Annotated in this window: 22 protein-coding genes; 13 read left to right on the top strand and 9 right to left on the bottom strand. The window is 63.0% G+C overall.

Annotation, left to right across the window (positions count from 1 at the left end; all coding sequences use genetic code 11):
* Positions 1 to 34 precede the first annotated feature (34 nt).
* A complete protein-coding gene (locus K344_RS0105780) occupies positions 35 to 958 on the top strand; it encodes a LysR family transcriptional regulator (protein ID WP_028079865.1) in 924 nt (307 codons plus the stop codon).
* A gap of 30 nt (positions 959 to 988) precedes the next feature.
* On the opposite strand, the gene K344_RS0105775 is transcribed toward K344_RS0105780, so the two are convergent.
* Positions 989 to 1,909 carry a hypothetical protein gene (locus K344_RS0105775; protein WP_157622791.1) on the bottom strand — a complete coding sequence of 307 codons (921 nt, stop codon included), beginning with the start codon at positions 1,907 to 1,909 and terminating at the stop codon, positions 989 to 991.
* Between the two features lie 147 nt (positions 1,910 to 2,056).
* Between K344_RS0105775 and K344_RS0105770 the strand changes: the two genes are divergently transcribed.
* The 6 genes from K344_RS0105770 (at position 2,057) to K344_RS0105745 (ending at position 8,025) form a co-directional block, all read left to right on the top strand.
* Positions 2,057 to 2,770 (top strand): response regulator, encoded by a 714-nt coding sequence (locus tag K344_RS0105770; RefSeq protein WP_028079863.1) that lies wholly within the window; start codon positions 2,057 to 2,059, stop codon positions 2,768 to 2,770.
* 70 nt (positions 2,771 to 2,840) lie between these two features.
* Complete coding sequence (locus tag K344_RS22880) at positions 2,841 to 4,133, top strand: ATP-binding protein (RefSeq protein ID WP_051361933.1); 1,293 nt, start codon at positions 2,841 to 2,843, stop codon at positions 4,131 to 4,133.
* Between the two features lie 52 nt (positions 4,134 to 4,185).
* Entirely contained in the window at positions 4,186 to 5,514 is a 1,329-nt protein-coding gene (locus K344_RS0105760; protein ID WP_169729251.1) for an NHL repeat-containing protein, read from the top strand.
* A 29-nt stretch (positions 5,515 to 5,543) separates the two neighbouring features.
* Complete coding sequence (locus tag K344_RS24600; RefSeq protein ID WP_245586124.1) at positions 5,544 to 6,893, top strand: hypothetical protein; 1,350 nt, start codon at positions 5,544 to 5,546, stop codon at positions 6,891 to 6,893.
* A 361-nt stretch (positions 6,894 to 7,254) separates the two neighbouring features.
* Complete coding sequence (locus K344_RS0105750; RefSeq protein ID WP_028079860.1) at positions 7,255 to 7,467, top strand: cold-shock protein; 213 nt, start codon at positions 7,255 to 7,257, stop codon at positions 7,465 to 7,467.
* A 126-nt stretch (positions 7,468 to 7,593) separates the two neighbouring features.
* The gene (locus K344_RS0105745) at positions 7,594 to 8,025 is read left to right on the top strand and encodes a hypothetical protein (protein ID WP_028079859.1); all 432 of its coding nucleotides are present in this window, start codon (positions 7,594 to 7,596) and stop codon (positions 8,023 to 8,025) included.
* 9 nt (positions 8,026 to 8,034) lie between these two features.
* Here the strand turns inward: K344_RS0105745 and K344_RS0105740 are convergent, their stop codons facing one another.
* Positions 8,035 to 8,517, bottom strand: coding sequence for an SET domain-containing protein (locus K344_RS0105740; protein ID WP_028079858.1), 483 nt, complete (start codon positions 8,515 to 8,517; stop codon positions 8,035 to 8,037).
* Between the two features lie 142 nt (positions 8,518 to 8,659).
* Here K344_RS0105740 and K344_RS0105735 point away from each other — a divergent pair, with 142 nt between their 5' ends.
* The 3 genes from K344_RS0105735 to K344_RS0105725 all read left to right on the top strand — a co-directional run bounded on the left by K344_RS0105735 (position 8,660) and on the right by K344_RS0105725 (position 10,671).
* A complete protein-coding gene (locus K344_RS0105735; protein ID WP_028079857.1) occupies positions 8,660 to 9,034 on the top strand; it encodes a PA2779 family protein in 375 nt (124 codons plus the stop codon).
* On the top strand, positions 9,031 to 9,987 hold the full coding sequence (locus tag K344_RS20425) for a PA2778 family cysteine peptidase (protein ID WP_051361932.1): 957 nt from the start codon (positions 9,031 to 9,033) through the stop codon (positions 9,985 to 9,987). Before K344_RS0105735 ends, K344_RS20425 begins: the two co-directional genes overlap by 4 nt.
* A 111-nt stretch (positions 9,988 to 10,098) precedes the next feature.
* Positions 10,099 to 10,671: a porin gene (locus K344_RS0105725; protein ID WP_028079856.1), complete on the top strand. Its 573-nt coding sequence runs from the start codon at positions 10,099 to 10,101 to the stop codon at positions 10,669 to 10,671.
* A 91-nt stretch (positions 10,672 to 10,762) separates the two neighbouring features.
* Here K344_RS0105725 and K344_RS0105720 read toward each other — a convergent pair whose 3' ends face one another.
* Entirely contained in the window at positions 10,763 to 11,215 is a 453-nt protein-coding gene (locus K344_RS0105720) for a flavodoxin family protein (RefSeq protein ID WP_028079855.1), read from the bottom strand.
* 75 nt (positions 11,216 to 11,290) lie between these two features.
* Positions 11,291 to 11,551, bottom strand: coding sequence for a ComEA family DNA-binding protein (locus tag K344_RS0105715; RefSeq protein WP_028079854.1), 261 nt, complete (start codon positions 11,549 to 11,551; stop codon positions 11,291 to 11,293).
* A 325-nt stretch (positions 11,552 to 11,876) separates the two neighbouring features.
* Between K344_RS0105715 and K344_RS0105710 the strand changes: the two genes are divergently transcribed.
* From K344_RS0105710 to K344_RS0105700, 3 genes are read left to right on the top strand one after another with little or no spacing between them, the layout of a single operon-like run.
* On the top strand, positions 11,877 to 13,163 hold the full coding sequence (locus tag K344_RS0105710; protein ID WP_028079853.1) for a nucleotide sugar dehydrogenase: 1,287 nt from the start codon (positions 11,877 to 11,879) through the stop codon (positions 13,161 to 13,163).
* A gap of 45 nt (positions 13,164 to 13,208) precedes the next feature.
* Positions 13,209 to 14,069: a glycosyltransferase family 2 protein gene (locus K344_RS0105705; RefSeq protein ID WP_028079852.1), complete on the top strand. Its 861-nt coding sequence runs from the start codon at positions 13,209 to 13,211 to the stop codon at positions 14,067 to 14,069.
* Complete coding sequence (locus tag K344_RS0105700) at positions 14,056 to 15,276, top strand: glycosyltransferase family 4 protein (RefSeq protein WP_051361931.1); 1,221 nt, start codon at positions 14,056 to 14,058, stop codon at positions 15,274 to 15,276. The genes K344_RS0105705 and K344_RS0105700 overlap by 14 nt, the downstream gene beginning before the upstream one ends.
* A 4-nt stretch (positions 15,277 to 15,280) precedes the next feature.
* On the opposite strand, the gene K344_RS0105695 is transcribed toward K344_RS0105700, so the two are convergent.
* From K344_RS0105695 to K344_RS0105680, 5 genes are all read right to left on the bottom strand, one after another.
* The gene (locus K344_RS0105695) at positions 15,281 to 16,402 is read right to left on the bottom strand and encodes a glycosyltransferase family 4 protein (RefSeq protein WP_028079850.1); all 1,122 of its coding nucleotides are present in this window, start codon (positions 16,400 to 16,402) and stop codon (positions 15,281 to 15,283) included.
* Positions 16,402 to 17,493 carry a UDP-galactopyranose mutase gene (gene glf, locus K344_RS0105690; protein WP_157622798.1) on the bottom strand — a complete coding sequence of 364 codons (1,092 nt, stop codon included), beginning with the start codon at positions 17,491 to 17,493 and terminating at the stop codon, positions 16,402 to 16,404. Before glf ends, K344_RS0105695 begins: the two co-directional genes overlap by 1 nt.
* Positions 17,494 to 17,505: 12 nt before the next feature.
* Positions 17,506 to 18,684 carry a glycosyltransferase family 9 protein gene (locus K344_RS23365; protein WP_084197036.1) on the bottom strand — a complete coding sequence of 393 codons (1,179 nt, stop codon included), beginning with the start codon at positions 18,682 to 18,684 and terminating at the stop codon, positions 17,506 to 17,508.
* A gap of 119 nt (positions 18,685 to 18,803) precedes the next feature.
* Positions 18,804 to 20,549: an ABC transporter ATP-binding protein gene (locus K344_RS20420; protein WP_051361941.1), complete on the bottom strand. Its 1,746-nt coding sequence runs from the start codon at positions 20,547 to 20,549 to the stop codon at positions 18,804 to 18,806.
* Complete coding sequence (locus K344_RS0105680; RefSeq protein ID WP_211234476.1) at positions 20,539 to 22,404, bottom strand: glycosyltransferase family protein; 1,866 nt, start codon at positions 22,402 to 22,404, stop codon at positions 20,539 to 20,541. The genes K344_RS20420 and K344_RS0105680 overlap by 11 nt, the downstream gene beginning before the upstream one ends.
* Between the last annotated feature and the right edge of the window lie 26 nt (positions 22,405 to 22,430).

The raw sequence follows: 22,430 nt of genomic DNA, 5'->3' as shown, positions 1-22,430 counted from the left end.
TTTCTGAATCATTTTTCATTCATGGAGTGAATGAATGAAGCCGGGCACGAGCCGTGTCGACCTCAATCTGTTCCGCGTGTTCGAAGCGGTCTATCGCGCCGGCAGCCTGACGCAGGCGGCGGCGCAGCTGCACCTCACGCAGCCGGCGATCAGCAATGCGCTGGCGCGCCTGCGCGCGCATTTCGACGATCCGCTGTTCGTGCGCGACGGCCGCCGCGTGGCGCCGACGCCGCGCGCCCGGGCGGTGGCGCCGGAGATCACCGCGGCGCTGCAGACCCTGCAGCAAGCGCTGGCGACGCCGCAGGTCTTCGATGCCGGCTCGGCTTCGCGCCGCTTCGTCATCGGCATGCGCGATCTCATCGAGTTCGCGCTGCTGCCGCGCCTGACGCAGAGCGTGTTCGCCGATGCGCCGCGGCTGCAGCTGCAGAGCGCGCGCATCGAGCGGCGGCGCACCGGCCGCGAACTGGCGGCCGGCACGCTGGACCTGTCCATCGACATCCCGACGCCGGTCGGCGAAGGCATCGTGCAGGAGCCCTTGTTCGAGGAGGTGCTGTGCGTGGCGATGCGGCCCGAGCATCCGCTGGCGCGCGGACGGCTGACGACGAAGCAGTGGCTGGCGGCGCGCCACGTCGCCGTGTCGTCGCGCCGCGCCGGGCTGGTGCTGGAGGACGTGGTGCTGCAGCGCGAAGGCCTGCGCCGCGATGTCGCCGTGCGTTGCCAGCACTACTATGCGGCCTGCCATGTCGTCGCCGGCAGCGATCTGCTGCTCCTGCTGCCGCGCTACTACGGCGAGTGGTTCACCGCGCACCTGCCGCTGAAGCTCGTGCCGCTGCCGCTCGCGCTGCCGGGCCTGCAGATCATGCTGTACTGGCACCGCAACGCCGAACACGATCCCGGTCACGCCTGGCTGCGCGAGCGAATCCGCGCGCTGACGGCGGCGGGCGCGCCGCGACCGTAGCCGCGCGCGCCGGCGAACGCGGCGAGGCGATCAGTCGTCCAGGCTGACGCTTGCCTCGCTGCCGGCCGACACCGTCACGTTCTTGCTGTCCAGGAACTGCAGCGTATCGGCGCTGTTCGGGGCATCGCTGCCGGCGTCGCAAGTCCAGGCCACGGTGTAGTCGCCGGCCGGCAGGTAGCGGATCTCGAACAGATAGTCGTCGTTCGCCGAGTCGAAGGTCAGGATCGACGAAGCCATCGGCTGGTTGCGATTGGTGGTGGTGCCGCTGTCGTAGTAGTCGACCGGCGTGATGCCCGAGCCGCTGTACACGTAGACCGCGACGCCGCTGCCGGCCGAGCTGTCGCAGCTGCCGCCGGTGACCGAACTGGCCGGCAGGGTGCCGCTGATCGCGCCGGCATTGTCCTTCCTGGTCGCGCGCACGACCGGCTTGAAGGTGTAGCTGTTTCCGTCATCGGCCTTGATCAGCGAGAACGGCAATTCCAGCGTCGTGACGATGTCTTCCGAATCGCTGCCCGAGGTCGCGCTGTCCGACAGCGAGAAACTCACGTCGGCGTAGTCGGCCTGCGCGCTGAGGGTGATCGGCAGCTTCGTGCCGTTGCTGAGCTGCACGTACGAATCGGTCGCGTCGAAGACCGGGCGCACGCCGATGAAATCGCCGGAGACGTTGTCCTTGTTGGTCAGCTCGAGACGGTCTTCGTAACCGTCCTTGTTGTTGAAGTCCTGGTCGTGGCCGTAGGGCAGCAGATCGAACGGATCGTCGATGTCGGTGCTGTATTCCTTGACGGCGTTGTTGTCGGTCTTCAGATCGACTTCGGTGACGTTCAGCACGACCTTGCTGGCACCGCTCGGTGCCGAGACGGCGAGGTCGACCTTGAGTTGCGCTTCGCAGCCGGCGAGCAGGAGGGCGGCGAGCAGGCCGGCGAGCGGCAGCAAGGGACGAGTTGGATGCATGGTCGGGTCGCGGTGAGTGCCGGTACGGTAGCGCCGCGGCGACGCCGACGGCGTTGTCGTGGCCGTTGAATTTGTTTCGAAGTGTATCGGGATGGAACAGCATAGCGCGCAGGCTGTCAGACTGCCGGGAGTTTCCGCGGAAGCACTGTGATGAAAGCCAAGGTCCTGCTGGTCGATGACGACGTGCGGCTGCGTCAGATGATGGCCGAGTATCTGCTGCGGCATGGCATCGAATCCGATGGCGTTTCCACGGCGGCCGCCGCGGTGCGTGCACTGGCGCGCGAGCGTTTCGACCTGATCGTGCTGGACCTGATGCTGCCGGATGATGACGGCATCGCCCTGTGCCGGCGCCTGCGCGCGGCGGCCTCGCCGGTGCCGATCATCATCCTTTCGGCCAAGGGCGACGACGTCGACCGCATCGTCGGTCTCGAAGTCGGCGCCGACGACTACCTGGCCAAACCCTGCAACATGCGCGAGCTCGTCGCGCGCATCTTCACCGTGCTGCGTCGCATCGGCCAGACCGCGCGCGCCGACGCCGTCAGCACGCCGAAAACCGTGCGCATCGGGGCTTTCGAGCTCGACCTCTGGGCGCGGGCGCTGACGCGCGACGGCGAGGCCGTGCACATCACGACGCGCGAATATCAGCTGCTCGAGGCGCTGGTCCAGCACGCGCGGCGCGTACTCAACCGCGACGAGCTGATGACGCTCACCAACGGCCGGCCGAGCGACGCGCTGTCGCGGTCGATCGACATCCTGATCTCGCGCCTGCGTCAGGTGCTCGAGCCGGACCCGACGACGCCGCGCTATATCCAGACGGTCTGGGGACGCGGCTACATGTTCGTGCCGGACCAGCCGGCATGAGGTGGCGGGCGCCGGCACGGCGCTTCCGCACCAGCCCGCGGCAGATCACCACAGCAGGCCCGGCACGGCGATGAGCCTGCGCTGGTGGCTCGGCCTGTTCGTGGCGGCGGCCGTGGTGGCCGTGCCGACCGTCAACTGGATGCTGCTCAGGCTGTTTCCGCCGCCGTCGGTTTCCCTGCACCTGTCCGGCTGTGCGCCCGGCGAGAGCCGCGAAGCGTCCTCGGGTTCGTGCCTGCGCGCGCCGGCCGATCATGCCGACGGTCATTTACCGGGCGGCCCGCTGTCCGGAGGCGTGTCGCCGTTCAGGCCGGAAACTCGAAAGGCGGGAGATCGTGGCGGGCCGCCGCCACCGCCCGACCGCGACCCGCGCAGCCCGCCGCCCGATGCGGAGCCGGGTGGCCCCCTGGGCGAATCGGCGCTCGGGGCGAGCGCCTTCAGTCCGCTGATCGCGAGCGGGCGCGGTCCCGAGCCGCCGGAATTTGCCGCCCTGCGCCGCCATTTCCTGTGGATCAACATCGTCAGTCTCGGCATCGTCGTGGTGCTGGCGATGGTCGCCTTCACGCTGATCGTGCGCTGGCCGGTACGCGGCCTGTTGCAGGCGATCGAGGACATCGAGCATGGCGGGGTGCCGAGCGCCGGCGGCATGGTGGCGCCGAGCGAATTGCGGCAGATCGGCGTGGCCCTGCACCGTCTCGCGCGCCAGTTGCGCGGCAACACGCAGGAGCGCGAGCTGATGCTGGCCGGCATGTCGCACGACCTGCGCTCGCCGCTGGCGCGCATCCAGGCTGCCGTCGAGTTGCGGGCGCGGCCGGATGAGGACTGGGCGCCGGTGCTGCGCGACGTGCAGGAGATCAATCATATCGTCGGCCAATGCATCGACTTCGTCCGTGACGGTCGCGACGAGCCGACCGTGTCGCTGTCGCTCGACGATCTGGTGCGCGGCGTCCTGCGCCAGCCGGCGGATGCCGGCGTCCAGCTCGACCTGCGGGCGTCGTTGCCGCTGCGCCTGCGGCGCCAGTCCCTGAGCCGGGCCCTGCGTAACCTGCTCGACAACGCCGCCCTGCACGGGGCGTCGCCGATCCGCGTTTCGACGCGGGCCGAGAACGAAATGGCGACTTTGACTGTCGAAGACGCTGGACCGGGTATCGAGCCCGGACAATGGGAGCAATTGTTGAAGCCGTTCGCACAGGGATCGCGAGCCCGGAATCCGGGTGGTGCGGGCTTGGGGCTGGCCATCGTGCAACGCGTCGCCGAGCAGCACGGCGGCGATTTGCGCATGCGGCCGGCCTGCAAGAACCAGGCGTTTGCGATTACCCTTCGCGTCCCGAGCGCCGCAGCTGTCGGCACACTGAACTTTTTGTAAAGCGATGGTGTCGATCGGCGGCAATGTGTTAAAAGATACAACCCGATACATAATGTTTCAGCCCCTTGCGCGGCGTGCCTGCACGATGCAAGGGTCGGCGACCATTGGTCGTAAGTCCTGCCTGCGTTTAGGAGTTTCCATGCATTTCCGTCGTGCCTTTCAGGCTCAGTCCTTCCTGTCCCGAAGCCGTCCAGGAGCCGCGCTCGCGGCCGTGGCGGCGAGCCTGCTGTTGGCCGCCTGCGGCGGCGGCGGCGGCGACAAGACCGATTGGGAAACGGCCTTTCAGGTGATCGGTCACAAGAATTTCCAGCAAGACGATCCGAATGACGGCTCGACGCCGCAGGCGTACACGCTGGCGACCCCGTATGGCAATGTGGGCACCGACGGCACCAAGCTCTACGTCGCCGATACCGCCAACAATCGCGTGCTGGTGTGGACGAGCATTCCGAACGCCAATGGCGGCGCTGCCAACCTGGTGATCGGTCAATCCGACTTCACCACGAAGACCAGCGGTACGGCGCTCGGCAAGCTGTCGACGCCGAACACGGTTTCGATTGGCAACGGCGGCCAGCTGGTGATCGCCGATACGGGCAATAACCGCGTGCTGATTTGGAATACCGCGCCGACGACTCAGGCGGCAATCGACGCCGGCCCGGACGCGGTGGTGGGCGACGGCGGCGCAAGCCCGACGGCGCACACGCTCAATGGTCCGACCTCGGCCATCATCGTCAACAACAAGCTGATCGTCTGCGATACGGGCAACAACCGTGTGCTGATCTGGAACACCATCCCGACGACGAAGAGCGGCACCACCGATGCGAACCTCGTTCTCGGTCAGACCAACTTCACGTCGAATGGCGACGATGACGACGCCAAGAGCATGTACCAGCCGAGCTCGGTGTGGAGCGACGGTGCTCAGCTGCTGGTCGCCGATACGCAGAACTATCGTGTCCTCTACTGGAGAACGTTCCCGCAGGTGTCCGGCACGGCGGCGCTCAACGTGGTCGGGCAGACCGACTTCTCGCGCTCGACGCACAGCACGTCCTCATCGACCTTCCAGTCGCCGACCGGCGTGACCTCGGACGGCGCCCAGTTCTGGGTGGCGGATTCCGGCAGCAACCGCGTCCTCAAGTTCAGCGCGATGCCGACCGTCAATGGCATGAGTGCCTCGCTCGTGTACGGCCAGGACAACCAGAACTACACCGCTTCCGCAGCGAACGACGACGACCAGAACGGCAAGACCGACAATACCGACGACGACCAGAAGAACGGAGCGGCGACCGAGCACACGCTCAATGGTCCGACCGGCGTCTACGTTGAAAGTGGCGTGCTGTACATCACTGATCGTGGCAACAGCCGCGTGGAGATGTACTCGCCGTGATGGTCCTTCGCATGTCCTGCGGCGCCGTAATGGGCGCCGCAGTCTTTTTGGCGGCTTGTAGCGGCAGCAACGGATCTCCGGTCGGTTCCGGCCAGGGGCCGAAGTCGCTGGCGGTCACCTTTGGCTCAAGCACCGATGCGGTCGACATGGTCGAGTGCCAGACGGCGCAGCTGGCTGCGACCGTGACATTCGCTGACGGTGACGGTGGCCACGAAAGCACGGCGCCGGTCACGAGCCGTGTGGTGTGGAGCAGCAGCGCGCCGGGCGTCATCGACGTCAGCAACGGCGATATAGAGACCTATGCCGGATCGGGGGCCTTTTATCCCGTCGGCACCATCATCGCCCGCGGGACCGGCGGTGCCGTCATTACCGCCACCTACGCCGATGCGATGACAGCCTCGATCGGTGTCAGCGTCGGCGAAATGACCAGCATGCGCATTTCGCCCGTGCTGACGCGCATGGCGCCGGATTCGCAGACGACTTTCCATCTCTATGTGCAGCCGAAGGTCGATCAGCTCGAACAGGACCTGACGAGCAGCGCGGTGTGGACGATCACGGATTCCGGTTCTCCGGCGGTGGTGACGGGGGCGTCGACGGTGGTGGCGTCGCGTTCCCCGGTCGACCAGCCGTTTACCCTGGAGGCGCGTCTGCCGGCGTGCAATCAGTACCTGAACCAGACGATGAGCCTCGGCAACGTTTCGTCGCTCAAGCTGAGCTACGAGCAGCCGGAAGGCGAGCCGGTGCCGATCAGCATCGGCGACCGTGTACGCGTCGATGCGGTTTTCGAGGACGCCAGCGCCCCGCCGCAAAACATCTCCGACCAGCTCACGGTCGATGCCGCTGACGGCTACAACGAAGCCAATGCGACAACTTCGACGGTCACGGCCAGTACGGTGACCGATGGCAGCGGCACGCGTCTCGAATCGACTCCGTACCTTATCGTGTCCGGCGACGGCGATCGCCTCGACCGCGATATCGCATTGAAGCTCACTTTCGACGATGAGGGGCTCAAGCTGACGACGAACTCGCGCGTCTACAGGTTCTCCGACATCGATCTCGAAAGCGTGCGTCTTGATCCGGCCACCGATACCGATACGCCGCTGGTTCTCAATTTCCCGGACCTCGGTCGGCTGCAGGCCTATGGCATGTTCAAGGACGGCATCGAGCGGCCGATCACGCGCTTCGTGACGTGGAGCATCTTCGACACGGATGCCGCCGGCCTTTTCAGCGTGCAATCGGGCGGCACCGATGGGGGCTTGCTGACGCCGAGAAACGTCGGCGGCGTCGGGCGCGTATTCGCCACGATCACCAGCACCGACAGCGACGTGGGCGACATCGAGCAGCATGCCGTCGTGCAGGTCAACCGGCAGCGCGACTGACGTTTCCTTGTCGATTGTGCAATGACGATCGGCCCCTTCATGGGGCCGTTCTTTTTGTGGTCGCCTGCGTAACGACGTGAGGCGCGAATATTTGCCCTTCGCCACGGCCAATCCGCGTGCGCTGCGGCCGATGCGGGCACGGCTGCCGATCCGTGACGCAGTCGCCGACGACCCGCAAGTCCCTTGTTGGCGGCGCCCCGGATGTCGGTGTACAGTCGGACTCGCAGTCGTGTTTCAAGCAAGGTTTCGGCGGCAGGTGGCTTCGACATGCGGTACGAACCTCCGGCTACGTTTCTTGAGCGCTACTTGCACTGGAGTGGGTGTAAGCCCGTTTTTCAATTGACGTCAGAGGGAAAGTTGCATGTCTAATGTCTCGACCGGCACCGTCAAGTGGTTCAACGATGCCAAGGGGTTTGGTTTCATCACGCCGGAAGGCGGTGGTGAAGATCTCTTCGCGCACTTCCGCGAAATCCAGGGCACCGGTTTCAAGACCCTGAAGGAAGGCCAGAAGGTTCAGTACGAAGTGCGCCGCGGCCCGAAGGGCCTGCAGGCCGCCGCGATCCGCCCGCTCTGAGCGGTTTCGCCTTCGGCACTTTGCCGGTCAAAAACCGCGGCGCGAGCCGCGGTTTTTTTTCGTCCGCGGCACGACGTCTTTGCCCCAAGTCATCTCGGGATCACAGCGAGGAGAAGGAAGGCGCACATGGAAGCCCAGACCGTTTCACCCGCGGCACGCGCCACCGTCATCGTCCTGCTCTGGCTTGGCGCCACGTGCATCGTTGCGTACTGGCTGGCGTTCTTCCTGGGCGGTAGCGTGCAGGCGTCGAGCGATGCCTGCTACCTGGTCTTCGAGCGCAGCTTTCCCTTGCCGGACGGCTTCGTGGCGCTGTGCGCCGTGCTGGCGGCGGAAGGGCTGCGTCGCCGCCGCGCCAGCGCTGTGGCGTGGGCCTTGCTCACCGCCGGCGGCTTCTTCTTCGTCGGCCTGATCGACATCAACTACAACCTGGGCAACGGCATGTACGCGCGGCACAGCGGCGCGATGATGCTCGAAATGGCGATCAATATCGCCTGCCTCGTCCTCGCGGGTGGACTGTCGGTCTTCTGCTGGACCCGACGCCGCGCGCTGGGCGCCTGACGCGCCGCGCTATTTCTTCTTGCGTGGCCGCTTGGGGCGCAGCATGGTGCCGGTGCAGTTGCTCTTGCCGCAGCGGCAGGCCCAGATTTTCCGCAATCGCGGCGTATGCGGCTCGTCGAGCGTGATGCCGTAGTCGTAGGTCAGCTCTTCGCCGGCGCGGATCGGCTTGATGGTTTCGATGAAGATACGGTCGCGATCGCGACGCCCCTTCGGGTCTTCGACGATGACCGCTTCGCAGTTCGGATCGCAACTGGTGTTGATCCAGCGCGCGATATTGCCCTGCACGTTGGCGTCCACGACGTATTCCTCGTTCAGGGTGAACAGGAAGGTGTGGCCGGAGTCGTAGTCGCCGCCATAGCAGTCGTCGACTTCGTCGTGGCTGCGCCGCTTGCCGCGATACTCGATGAGGCGGGTTCCGGAGGGAAGATGGCGCGCGGCGAATACGCCGTTGCCGTGAATCGGCGACCGGCGCAGGGTGAGATTGCGGGGCATGGAAACGCGAAGCGGAGATGGGGCCGGCATTGTGTCCCGCAAAATCCGTGCAGGGAAGGGCGAGGGGCATTTCAGCCGCCGTTCAGTCGCACCGCGACAGCCTGCGTCAATTCGCCGGGGAGCGGCGCAAGGAGAGACTGCCATGTACGGATTTGCTCGCGGTGCGTTCACGGGCCTGCTGTGCCTCGGGCTTGCGCTGTCCACGGCGCCGGCCGGCGCCGAAATGATCGGCACCGAACAACTGGTCGCCGAGTCGACGCGCGCCGATGACCTGCAGCAGGTGCAGGCTTTCATGTCGCGCGACGTCGTTATCGCGCAGTTCGAACAACTGGGCGTCGATCCGGCCGATGCGCGCCAGCGTGTCGCCGCGCTCAGCGATGCGGAGTTGCGTCAGCTGGCGCAGAACATCGATCAGCAGCCGGCCGGCGGCGACGTGCTTGCGGTCATCGGCGTCGTGTTCGTCGTGCTGATCATTCTCGAGCTGGTTGGCGTCACGCACATCTTCAGCCGCTTTTGAGGCAGCTCGCCGCGCTGCTGGCAGCGGTCCTGCTGGCGGCCTGCGCCGGTCCGCAAGGTCCGGTCGGGCTGCCGCGCGAGGGCGCGCCGGTCGAACTGCAGGCGACGCCGTTTTTCCCGCAGCGCGAACATCAATGCGGACCGGCCGCCCTGGCGACCAGCCTGGGCGCCAGCGGCGTCGACATCGGCGCCGACGCGCTGACCGCCGAGGTCTATCTGCCCGGCCGCAAGGGCAGCCTGCAGACGGAGCTGGTCGCGGCGGCGCGGCGGCATGGGCGCGTCGCCGCGCCGGTGCGCGGCGATGCCGCGGCACTCGTCGCCGAGTTGCGTGCCGGTCGGCCGGTGCTGGTGCTTCTGAATCTCGGTCTGTCCTGGCTGCCGGTCTGGCACTACGCCGTCGTCGTCGGTTACGAACCCGCGAACGAGCGCTTCATCCTGCGCTCCGGCACCGAGCGCCGCGCCATTTTCGGCGCAGAGCGCCTGGAGCGCGCCTGGGCCTACGGCGCGCACTGGGCTGTGGTCATCACCGAGCCGGAGCGGATTCCCGCGACCACATCCACGAACGCCTGGCTGGCCGCGGTCGCGCCGTTCGAATCGCTCGGCGAACTCGATCTGGCGCTGAAGGGATATGCGGCCGCCGCGACGCGCTGGCCGGATACGGCGTTGCCGTGGACCGCGCTTGGCAATGCGCAGGCGCGGGCCGGCGACAATGCGGCGGCGATCGCCGCCTATAGCGCGGCACTGGCGCGCGAGGACACGGTGGCGACGCGCAACAATCGCGCCGACGCGCTCGGCCGGCTGCAGTGCGCGCGACTCGCGGAGCTGGATTTGCAGCGCGCCGCCGCGCTCGACGCCGAGGGCCGCTACAAGGCCGTGCTGGCCCGCACGCGCGACGGCCTGCCCTCGGAGGATGCGTGTCCGGCGGCGATCGTGGATCGCCTGAAGGCGTCTTGATCGCCGGCTTTCCCCGTCGACGCCGTGTGCTTGCAGCGCTCCGGATTCAGCCCCGATCAAGCTGCGGGACGCGATTCTCGCGCCGCCATTAAGAATCGTCCGGGAGGACACATGAATTACAAGGCGAATCGGGCGCGTGCCGCGCTCAAGCTCGGCGTGGCGGTGCTCCTGCTGGCGCCTGGTCTGGCGCTGGCGCACAACTACAACTACCTCGAAGGCGGCTATCTGCATCGCGATCAGGCGGGCGACGAGGATGGCTTCCGCGTCGCCGGCTCCTTCGACATCCTGTCGCCGATCGCCGTTTTCGCCGAGTACGGCGACGTCGACAACTTCAGCCAGCTCAGCATCGGCGGTCTGTGGCACACGCCGCTGACGCGCGATCTGGATCTGAATCTCGGCGCCTCGCTCGAGCAGTTCGACCACGATCATGGTGGCGACGACACCGGCTTCGGCTTGCGCGCCGGACTGCGCTGGGCCGTGCCGAACACGCGCCTCGAACTGAATCCGGAACTGCGCTACGTCGATATCGACAACGACAAGGCCGACGGCGTGTCCCTGCGGCTCGGCGCGCTCTACGCGCTGACGCCGGCGCTCGACCTCGAGGGCGGCGTGCAGGGCGGCGAGGACGATCGTTTCGACGTCGGCCTGCGCTACAACTTCGGTCCGCGCCTCAGCGGTCGCTGAACGCTGCAGCTACTACAGGCCGCGAGCCCTCTCCTCCCACCGGGAGGAGAGGGTTGGGTGAGGGAGAGTGCCGCGGCGCAGCTTCCCAAACTCAGAAAATGCCGGCCGCGAGGCCCGCCGCCATCGCCTCGCCGAGGTCGCGGCATCGGCGCAAACCCTCGGCATCGGGCTCGCCCTTCAGAATCAGCGGTTCGGCGACCGCCTTCCATCCATAACCGATCGCGATCCGCTCGACTGCGCGCGCCGCGCCGCTGCCGTCGTTGCCGGCGCTGATGAACAGCGCATACGGCAGCCCGACGCTCTTGCCCTCCGCCGGGTAGAAGGTGCGATCGAAGAAATCCTTGAGCAGCCCGCTCATGTAGCCGAAATTCTCCGGCGTGCCGAGCAGCAGACCATCGGCCCACAGCAGATCATCGAGACCAGCGTCCGGCGCGTAGAGGCAGCGCAGTTCGGCATCCGCCGGCGCGACGCCTTCGCGTGCGGCCTCACACATCGCGCGCGTGCGGCCGCCGCGGCCGCTGTAGACGATCAGCAGATGCTTCATTGCGGCATGTTGCCAGAGGCCGCCGCCAACAAAAAAGCGGGCGGCACGCCGCCCGCTCAGGAAACGCGCGCGGTTCTACTTGGCGGGCTTCGATCCCACCGTGATTTCGGACTCCAGCGCCTTGTAGGTCTTCTCGCCGATGCCGTCGACCTTCTTCAAGTCTTCCTTCGACTTGTAGGGGCGGTGAGCGATGATTTCCTTGGCCTTCGCCGGGCCGATGCCGGGCAGGCTTTCCAGCGCCTTCTGGTCGGCGGTATTGATGTCGACCACGGCCAGCGCCGACGTCGACAGGCCGAGCCCAAGCGCCAGCAGGGCGGATTCGAGCATTGCTTTCATGACGGCTCCCTTTGGCTTGTGCACGCAGATCGGTGCCGGGCCAGTTTCATAAAGCTCTACTGGCCGATTCTGTGAACTCTTGCGCGGTTTGGCGGACTTCTGCGTGCCGAACGCGACAAAGCGCACATTCGCGACCGCGCGCGACGGCCCGGATCGCCGTCGCCTCGCCCGCGCGGGCCGCGCAGGCCGGATGACGTGCGGTCCACGGCCCGGCATACTCCGACAGGGGATCGAGGCATCGGCGTTCGCCGAGCGCGAGGGGAGCCGGCGCTGCCGGTCGCGCGTTCCTGGCCGCGGTCCATCGTCCACGCATCGCATTCGATCCATGAGTCAGGAAGCCGATCTTGCCGCCCTCCGCATTGGCGTCGTCGGGCTGGGGTACGTCGGCCTGCCGCTCGCCGTGGCGTTCGGTCAGCGCTATCCGAGCGTGGGCTTCGACATCAAGGCGCAACGCATCGCCGAACTGCGTGCCGGCCATGACCGTACCGGCGAGCTCGACGCGGACCGCTTGCACGCGGCACAGCAGCTGCACTTCAGCGACGATCCGCAGGCACTGAACGACTGCAATTTCTACATCGTCACCGTGCCGACGCCGGTCGACAGCGCGCTGCGGCCCGATCTGGCCCCGCTCGAGGGCGCCAGCCGACTGCTGGGACAACGCCTCAAGCGCGGCGACACGGTGGTCTACGAATCGACGGTCTATCCCGGCACCACCGAGGAGGTTTGCGTACCGATCCTGGAACGCGAATCGGGCCTGGTCTTCAATCGCGATTTCTTCTGCGGCTACAGCCCGGAGCGCATCAACCCCGGTGACGCGCAGCGCGGCGTCGCCGACATCGTCAAGGTGACGTCCGGCTCCACGCCGGAATGTGCGGCCTTCGTCGATACGGTGTACCGCAGCATCATCAAGGCGGGCACGCACCGCGCAAGTTCCATCAAGGTCGCCGAGGCGGCGAAGGTGATCGAGAACGCGCAACGCGACGTCAACATCGCCCTGATGAACGAGCTGGCGATGATCTTCAACAAGATGGAGATCGATACCGGCGAGGTCCTGCGCGCGGCCGGTACGAAATGGAACTTCCTGCCGTTCCGCCCCGGACTCGTCGGCGGACACTGCATCGGCGTCGATCCGTATTACCTCACGCACAAGGCGACCGTGCTCGGCTACCACCCCGAGCTGTTGCTCGTCGCGCGGCGTATCAACGACAAGATGGGCATCTACGTCGCCAATCAGGTCATGCGCCTGATGGCCGCTCGCAAGATCCACATCGTCGGCTCGCGCATTCTCGTGCTCGGCCTGACCTTCAAGGAAAACTGCCGCGATCTGCGCAATACCAAGGTCATCGACATCGTCAACGAGCTGAAGCGCTTGCATGCCGAGGTCGACGTCCACGATCCCTGGGCCGATCCGCAGGAAGCCAAGGCGGAATTCGGCATCCACGTGCTTGGAGAGCCGGCGCCGGCGACGTACGATGCCATCGTCCTCGCCGTCGCCCATTCGGCATTCGCGGAAATGGGGACGACACGGCTGCATGAACTCGGCCGCGCCGAACACGTGGTGTTCGACGTCAAAGGTGTCCTGCCGCAGGGATTCGCCGACGCGCGACTCTGAGCACAATCAGGCCCGTAGTATCCTTCCCGTAGAGGCAGATTTCATTTGAGCAAGATCAGCATCATCCTGCCCGCCAAGAACGAAGCCGCAGCGCTGAAGACGCTGCTGCCGCGCCTGCGCGCGGCGCAGCCGGACGCGGAAATCATCGTCATCGACGATGGTTCGACGGACGAGACACGCGAGCTATGTGCCGGCGCCGGCGTACAGTGCCTGTCCTCGCCGTATTCGATGGGCAATGGCGCCGCCATCAAGCGCGGCGCGCGTGCCGCGAAGGGCGAGGTCCTCGTCTTCATGGACGCCGACGGACAGCACGATCCCGCCGACGTCGCGCGTCTGCTGGCCAAGCTGGACGAAGGCTACGACATGGTGGTCGGCGCCCGCGACTGGGAAGGCCAGGCCGGCGTTGGCCGCGGCCTCGCCAACACGCTCTACAACTGGCTCGCCTCGCGCATGACCAATTACAAGGTCGCCGACCTCACCTCCGGCTTCCGCGCCGCGCGTGCCGAGAAATTCCGCGAATTCCTCTATCTCTTGCCAAACGGTTTTTCGTATCCGACGACCAGCACGATGGCGTTCTTTCGCAGCGCGTATGCGGTCGCCTACATTCCGATCGCCGTCAGTCAACGCGTGGGCAAGAGCCACATCCGGCCGCTACGCGACGGCGTGCGCTTTCTACTGATCATCTTCAAGATCGCCACGTTGTATTCGCCATTGAAGTTGTTCGCGCCGGCGAGCCTCGTATTCTTCAGTCTGGGCCTGGCGCAGTACGTCTACACTTATATGACCGCGCATCGCTTCACGAACATGAGCGCGCTGTTGTTCAGCGCTTCGGTCATCGTGTTTCTCATCGGCCTGATCTCCGAGCAAATTACGGCGCTGAGCTACAAGCGCGATGTCGATTCCTGAGCACGACAATTCTGCTGTGCGTAAGCCACGGCTGCTGGTACTCGCTTCGACTTACCCACGATGGCCAAATGACGCAGAGCCGGGCTTCGTTCACGAACTGGCGAAGCGGCTCACAATGCAGTTCGACGTGCTGGTGCTATGTCCGCACGCACCGGGAGCATTGAAGTCCGAACACATGGATGGCGTGGAAGTATTACGGTATCGCTACGCGCCGTGTCACCTCGAAACGCTGGTCAATGATGGCGGCATCGTTACCAATCTGAAGCGAGCGAAGTGGAAGTTCCTGCTGGTGCCGGGTTTTGTGTTCGCGCAAGCCTGGCAGGCGTGGCGCTTGACACGTGCGAGGGGCATTGACGTCATCCACGCCCATTGGCTACTGCCTCAAGGCCTCATCGCTGCGATTGTGCGGACACCCTTTGTGGTTACTTCGCACGGAGCTGATCTATACGCGCTATCTGGAAAGTTTCTGGATACTTTGAAGAGATTCGTTCTTCGCCGCGCCGTGGCAGCTACCGTGGTCAGCAGCGCAATGTCGGACGCTCTGCGCGGTATCGGCGTGCAGATGGACAAAGTGTCCGTGCTATCGATGGGTGTTGATGTCGAGGGTCGTTTCACCGTCGGTGGTGGGCAGTCCCGGTCGTCGGATGAAATTCTGTTTGTCGGTCGCCTGGTGGAGAAGAAGGGTCTCAGCTATCTGCTTCGCGCATTGCCGATAGTTCTTCATGAAAAGCCTTTCGCGCACCTGACCATTGCCGGATTCGGCCCGGAGGAGGAGCAGCTAAAGTCATTGGCCGAATCCCTGGGCATTTCTGAGCGCGTACATTTCCTGGGAGCATTGCCACAGGCCGATTTGCCGGCACTGTATCGCCGGGCAGCAGTCTTTGTGGCGCCATTCGTGCGCGCATCTTCCGGCGATCAGGAAGGCCTGCCCGTCGCACTGATGGAGGCTATCGCATGCGGATGCCCGGTTCTCGTTGGTGACGTTGCCGGTCTGTCCGATCTGCTGGGCGAGCATCGCCGCGAAGTGCTGTTCGATCCAAGAGACACGAGAGCTTTAGCCAAGCGATTGGTAGACATGCTGTCAAATCCCAAAACGCATCGGACTCGCGCGCTCGCCATGCGGGACGATGTTCGAAAGCGTTTCAACTGGGATCAGATCGCACAAGCCTACGCAAGCCTGTTGCTCGCTGCCTCTTCGCGGCGGTAAGGGCTCAAGGAGCCGCCGGATTGACGAGGCGGCTCAGCAGCGGCTCGATGCCTTGTATGAGTTGTGCCCAGTCGAGAATCGGCAAATTGGGCGAGACGGGATGTTCCAGCTGCCGTATCACGGCGTCTGCGAGTGCACTTGCATCATTGGCGCGGAACAGGAGCTGAGGCGTATCAGCGAAAAGACTCGACAAGGCGCCGATGTCTGCGGCAACTACGTTGAGTCCGCAGGCCAGCATCTCATACGCCTTCTGAGGGAAACAATAGCGGCCGAACGGCGTATCGAGAACCGAGATCACGCCAACGTCAAGGGCGTTGAATAGCTCAGCGACACTTGCGTGAGCCAAGTGCCCAAGATAATGAACGCGCTCGCCGCTCGGCGGAGGAAGGCCGGCGTCTTGCGGGCCGGCGATTACCAGATGCACGTCCGGACGAGCGATTTCGATTGCGGCCCACGCCTCGTAAAGTGGCGCGATGCCCTTGTCTCGGTACAAGCCGCCCGCCGTGCCAATCAGCCGGGCCTTATCGGGAAGGCCCAACCTATATCTAGCATGCTGGCGGTCCAGGGGCTTGAATACGGATTTGTCGACACTGCTCGGCATCGCGACTACCGAGCCACGCGCGCGATAGGTTTCCATGACGAACTGCCGCAGCGGCTCGCTCGTCGTCATGATCAGATCGGCACCACGTGTTGCGCGCCGGAGCGACGGCACGAAGCCCGGTATGCGGGCCTGCCCGAATCCTTCGAAGTTGTCGTACAGGTCCACCGCGTACGGAATCTGCAGCTTGCGAGCGAGCCAAGCGGTCAGCACCACGTGAGGGATGTCCGACGCACCAACGAGGATATCCGGAGCGAACGTGCGCAAGCGACGCAATAGCCGATGTGGGTAGCTTGCCAGCGTCGGGATTAAGAGCGCATCAAGCGAGCATGACCTCCATTGCAGTAAGCCTGGCGCCGCATCATGCGTCCATTCTCCGGCGCCGCTTGCGTGATAGTCGAGGCAAAAGCCAACGACATCGTGACCAAGCTTGGCCAGCTGCAGAGGGATTTCATACAAGCGTGCGTAACGATCGAGGATCACGTCCTTGCCCATGTAGCGACGCTTGCAAAGGAACGCGATGCGCATCAAGGACGCTCAAGAATCCGCTTGGCTGCCGCCAATGCCGCGCCGACGACCTGATCCATGTTGTAGTAGCGGTACTGAGCAAGGCGACCGACGAAAGTGACACGATGCTCCGCAAGCGCCAGTGCCTCGTAGCGTTTGAATAACACCTCGTTTTCATCCCGCGGGATCGGATAATAAGGTTCGCCTTCCGCTTGCGGATATTCGCGAACGATGGAGGTTCCAGCATGCTGCTGGCCGGTCAGATGCTTGAATTCCGTGATACGCGTATAAGCGTGGTCGTTCGGGTAATTCACCGTGCCAACCGGCTGAAACCATTCGACCTTGGGCAAGTGCTCATGCTCGAAGCGCAGTGATCGATAAGGTAGTGGGCCGAAGCGATATCCATAATATGCGTCGATGGGGCCGGTATAAACGATGTGCGAGTAGCGATCACGATCGCTCACGTCGATGAAGTCCACTCCTGTTTCCACGCGGATATTCGGATGATCAAGCATGTTCTCGAACATGCGTGTATACCCATGCAGCGGCATGGCTTGATAGGTATCGCTGAAGTAACGATCATCCGTGTTTGTTCGTGTGGGGATGCGTGCCGCCACGCCGGCTTTTAGCTGCGAAGGCTCCAATCCCCACTGCTTGCGCGTGTAGTTGAGAAAAAACTTCTCATAGAGGTCGCGGCCTACGCTGTTCAGTACGACGTCTTCACTATTGCGGATAGCATCTCGATGCTCGCGCACGCGCTCGAAGAACGCGGCGGCGTCGGCTTCGTCGAGACGCAAGCCGTATAGACGATTCAACGTGTCACGATTGATGGGGAACGGATATAGCTCGTTCTCGACCACACTACGTACGCGATGCTCGTAGGGATGCCAATCCGTGAACCGGGAAAGGAATCGAAAAATGCGCTCGCTCGCGGTGTGAAAGATGTGCGGGCCGTAGCGATGAATCAGTATTCCGCTTTCATCGTATTCATCGAACGCATTGCCAGCGATATGTGGCCGCTTATCGATTACATGCACGAGCCACCCAGCATCTGCCAACTCTTGAGCGCATATGCTGCCGGCGAAGCCTGCACCAACGACTAAGGCGAGCAATTGCACAAGGACTCACTTGCTCTGTGTTGCAATGAGCGGGGAAAAGTGTGTTTTGTGGGTGTGCTGGCGGCGTGAATTCTGTTTTATGCGGTTGGAAAGCAACTCTCTTGCCGCTTCAACGACCAGACTTGGATCTATTCTCTTAATGCAGTGAGGTTCATGCCCATAAACGCACCCATTACTGCATTTCGTGCTTACTCTGGCAGGCCGCAGAATTTTGTGGGTAACACCGAGAGGACCAAATCGCTCAGGACTGTTGATACTCCACGCGGACGCGCCCATCGAATGCCCTGAAATCTCTATGATTGGCGTGCCAACAGATGCTGCCAAATGCATTGGACCACTGTCGTTGCCGATGAAAAGAGAGCTCTTACCGATTAAAGCCGTACTCTGACGTACACTAGCATGAGGCGTAAAATGGATAGGATGCCGCGTGAGCATTGCCATTCGCTGTGCAAGATGAAGCTCGGAAGGGCCAATGATCAAAACGACGCCGACGCCGAATTCTTTTCCGAGCGTTTCGATTACCTGAGCGTAGTTTTCAAGGGGCCATTGGCGGCCAGCCGCCGAGGCGCCGATGCCGATGGCGATAAGGGGCGCTGACTTACTAATTGCATTCTGGGAAATGAATCTGTTGGCGAAATCAAAATCCTCTGAAGTTAGCCATGCGCTGAGCACAGCTTCATGCGTGTCGAAGCCTGCGCTATTTTGAATGAGTTCAAGTCTATGCTCGGCCTCATGGCGTACCTCATGATGCACAACAATTTTGGTGTAAAAAGGGAAAAACTTCAGAGGTTTAATGCGATAGATGGGCTGAGGGCGAACTCGAGAGATACGTGTTTGCGCGCCCGAAAGGAGGCAAATGAGTTCATTGAAGTCATAGTTTGGAGCGTCTTTCGGCACAATGGCCGTCGCGACGGTCAACGGGCGCAAGCGGCGTGCAATTACAAACGCGCGCGCGAGCCGACTCAGCCAACCCGTTGCAGGTTCAGCGATAATCAAATGATCGATATATGGACAATGCTCCAAGAATTGCGCCGGGCCCTTCGAAACGACGACGGTTATCTTGGCAGCCGTTTCAGTTTCGCGTAAGGCTTTCAGGAAAGGCGTGCTTACCACAATGTCGCCCAAATGCTCGATCATTAGGACGAGAATGCGCGATTGCTCCGGCAATGTTCGCTTCTTGGGCATGAGCCTCCAAAGTGCAATGGCAAACAAACCGATTATGACGGTAGGAAGCCAGTACGCGCTCCACTGGTTTAGCTTCTTTATAAGATTCTTCAGCACGGCTATTGGAAGTTAAATCCAGCCTAATTCGAACTGTTCTTTTCTGAAGAGTCGAATTGGCGTTGAGATATTGAGATTATTTTTTGGCAAAGCTGTAGAGAAGTCTCCTTATGGGCAACGATGACAATCGTTTTGCGCCCCGATAGGTTGCGTATAGCTTCGTTCAAGGCTTCTTCAGTCTGCGCGTCCAATGCGCTAGTCGCCTCATCCATCAATAGTACGGCTGGATCACGATACAGCGCACGAGCGATACCAATGCGCTGTCGCTGGCCTCCGGAAAGGCGGATGCCGCGCTCCCCAATTTCGGTCTTATAACCGTCACTAAGCTCATTAACGATGAAGTTATGAATTTGCGCGACCTTAGCCGCTCGCTCGACCGCATCAATGTCGATTTTTTCCTTAGGCACGCCAAACGCAATGTTCTCAGCCACAGTCGCGTCCGAGAGATAAATATGCTGCGGTATGTATCCGATAGTTCGTTGCCAGTTGCCGACAGTGGCAGAAGTGAGAGGCGAGCCGTCTATGCGTAGAGTGCCTGCTTGTGGATGAAGCAGGCCAAGTAAAATGTCCATCAGCGTGCTCTTGCCCGCGCCACTTTCGCCAACGATGCCGACGCACGTGTTGGCTCGAATTACAAGGCTGAAGTTGTCAAGGATTGGCGAGTCAGGTGCGGAAGGGTATGCATAGCTAATGCGGTCCAATCGAATTTCCTGCCGCAGCGCGAGCGCGATGGGGGGGGGCTTGAATGACTCCACTGGTAGCGTGAGATCACGGTGCACAGTGTCGAGTGCTACGGAAGAGAACTTCAATCGAGCAAAGCCGCGGTAAATGATCTGCGCTGCCGGCAGCATGCGATACGCGGCGAAACCATACAGGCCCAGGGCTGGCATAACGTGAGCAGCGTCATCCGTTCGGACCAGCAAGATTAAGGCGATGACAATGAGCCCCGCGTAGCCAACGGCTTCGACGAGGTACTGCGGCACTTGACCGAGCGTTTCATTGGCGGCGAGGTGGCGGGAGAACAGTCGCGCCGATCCATCGAACTTTGTCAAATATGCCGACGTCGCGTGGGTGATCTTCACATCCTTGATGCCGCCCAGGGCCTCGTTGCAGGCTTTATAGCGCTCCGCATTGGCTTCGACGATTTCGCCGCCGATCTGGCCAAGCTTCTTTCGTACGATCCCGTAGATGGCGGCATACATGAGGCCTATGACGGCAAGGATGCCGAAGGCGATCCATGGATCGTAGAGCACGATCACAAGCGCCATTGCCAGAACCACGGCGCCTTGCGCCACGGTTTGCGCGAGCGGCTGGACGAGATTGAAAAGCAGGCCGTCGACTTCGGAAAGGATATTCTTGCTCAGTTCCGCCGAATTGCGGGCCAGGAAGAACTCGTAGGGCTGATTCAGATAGCGGCTCAGAAGGCGTACGCTGATCGAATGCCGGGCTAGATGGATGAAGCGATTCAGTACGTGCTGTGTCACGAGCTTGAATAGCGACGACGCGATGACCATCGCGATGGAGGCGAAACCCAGCGCGACGATGAACTCGCGAGCACTCCCGAACCGGAAGCGCTCGTAAACGGCATGAAGCCATGGGTTCTCGACGATGATGCCGGGCCTGCTTAAGACCGAGAGAAACGGCGCCAGGGACAGCACGCCGGCGGTCTCGACCATTGCCATCAGGATAATCAGTAGCAGCATCCACTTCGCGCGCGCGCGTTCCGCAGGCGTGAAGATGGCACCGATTTTTCGCAGATCAGCCAGCATGTGCATCGGCGGGGAAAAGGCTTTGCAATTCGATGATGTCGCGATCGAGACGTCCCTGTGTATTCAAGGCCTCAAGGGCGTCTAGCTGCTCTCGGCTTTCGTCGACTTTGCCTTGCGCGAGGAGCATGCGAATCAGAGTAATACGATAAATAGTTTCCCGCGGCGCAGCAGCGACGGCGTCCCGCGCCAGCTGCTCAGCCAGCCGCCGGTCGTCAAGGATATTCCAAGCATAGTCCCCATAGGCGGACAGCATACGAGCGCTGGGTTGACCGTGCGAGAGGGCGGCGAGAAAAGCATCCACCATCCTTTGCGGCGGCAAGGCACAAAGCCCTTCGCGGGCACATTTCGTAAGCGCCCCCATGGCGCTGTCGTCCTGAGCTCCGGGCGTTCTTGCCGCCAGTTTCGCCGACAGGCTGTCCCACCAGCGCTCGTCGATAGGCCGGCCCATGCGCGCATTCATCATGATCAGCGCCTGCTCCGGCAGGCTGGTCGAGCCGGGCAGCGCGGCGGCTCGTTCCAGCGGCTCATAGGCCAGCGCAGCGAAGGGGGAGTCCGACTGATATTGCGACAGGACGACGTAGGTACGGCCCAGGTCGTACTGCGCGCGCGGCGAATCGGGGGCGCGCGCGGCGTATTCCCTGGCGAGGCGGAGGGGTTCGCCCCAGGCGTAGGCCGTGATGGCGGTCAGCATCGTCCACAGCAGCAGCAGACCGGATAGCAGCGCGCGCCGGGCGACGGACATCGGCCCGCCTGCCATGAGGAGCGGGACTAGGGTGAGCAGCAGACCGAAGCTTGCGAAGTAATTCCGGTGCTCGTAGATGAGTTCGAGGGGCAGGATGGTCGCCGTCAACGTATGCGCGCCGAGATACAGGGCGATACCCAGTGCGGCGAGCGGCCAGCGCTTGCGCATGGCGACGCAGCCGGCGGACAGTGCCAGGAGCGCGACGAGACTTGCTGCAGTCGTCCATGGCTGCAACACGCCGCGCGAAATGACGAAGTCGTCGTGATAGAACGACAGCGCTCCTGGCATGGGCAGCAGTGTCCAGCCAATGTAATCGACGACGATGCGTGCTTCGCTCAACAAGCGCTCGTCAAGTGTGAAGGGGCGCGACGCCCACGCCGCCGGATTCAAGACAATGCGCAATTGCCATGCGAAGCCAAGCGCGAAGGGAAGGGCGAGTATCAGTGTGAACAATACGGACAGGCGCGCATCGTGCCGACCGTTTGCGCCGCGAAAGCCATAGACGAAGCATTCGATCAGCGCTGCGTACAGGGGCAGCAGAATTGCCGTTTCCTTGGCGGTTAGCCCTAACAAGGTGCCGGCAATCACGCTGAAGACGCTGAGCAGGAACCCGCCAGCGCGCTTGTCACGTAGCATCTGTTCGCGACCAGCCACATAGCCGATGAGGCCTAGCAACACAAAAAGATTGGCCAAACTCTCCATGCGCTGCACGACATACAGCACCGCTGTAAGATTGATCGGCAGCACGAGCCAGCTCGCGGCAATCAAGGCGGCAACACGGCCAGCATCTCGTGTGCCGCAGCGCGACAGCAACCGCTGCGACAGACGGTAGAACAAAATGCCGTTGACGAGGTGAATGAGTAGATTCGTCAGCTTCATCCAGAACGGATCAAGGCCGCCCGTCAGATAGTTGATCGCAAAGCTCAGCGACGCAAGCGGGCGCCTGAATTCACTGGCGGGCGAGGAGAGCGCGGCGCGTACCAACTCGGCGGCGCCGAGCCGTTCCGGCTGGACGGCGGTGTTTTCGATGATGTTCGGATAGTCGTCGAACAGAAATCCGCCGTAGAGGCCAGACCAGTAGATGGCCACGGTCACGAGCATCGCGAGCAACATGAACCTTGCGCCATTCGCTCTTGCGT

This window comes from Solimonas soli DSM 21787 (assembly GCF_000474945.1).
Lineage (GTDB): Bacteria > Pseudomonadota > Gammaproteobacteria > Nevskiales > Nevskiaceae > Solimonas > Solimonas soli.
Note: the sequence above shows the minus strand (reverse complement) of the source record. Positions and strands in the feature narration are given on the sequence as shown.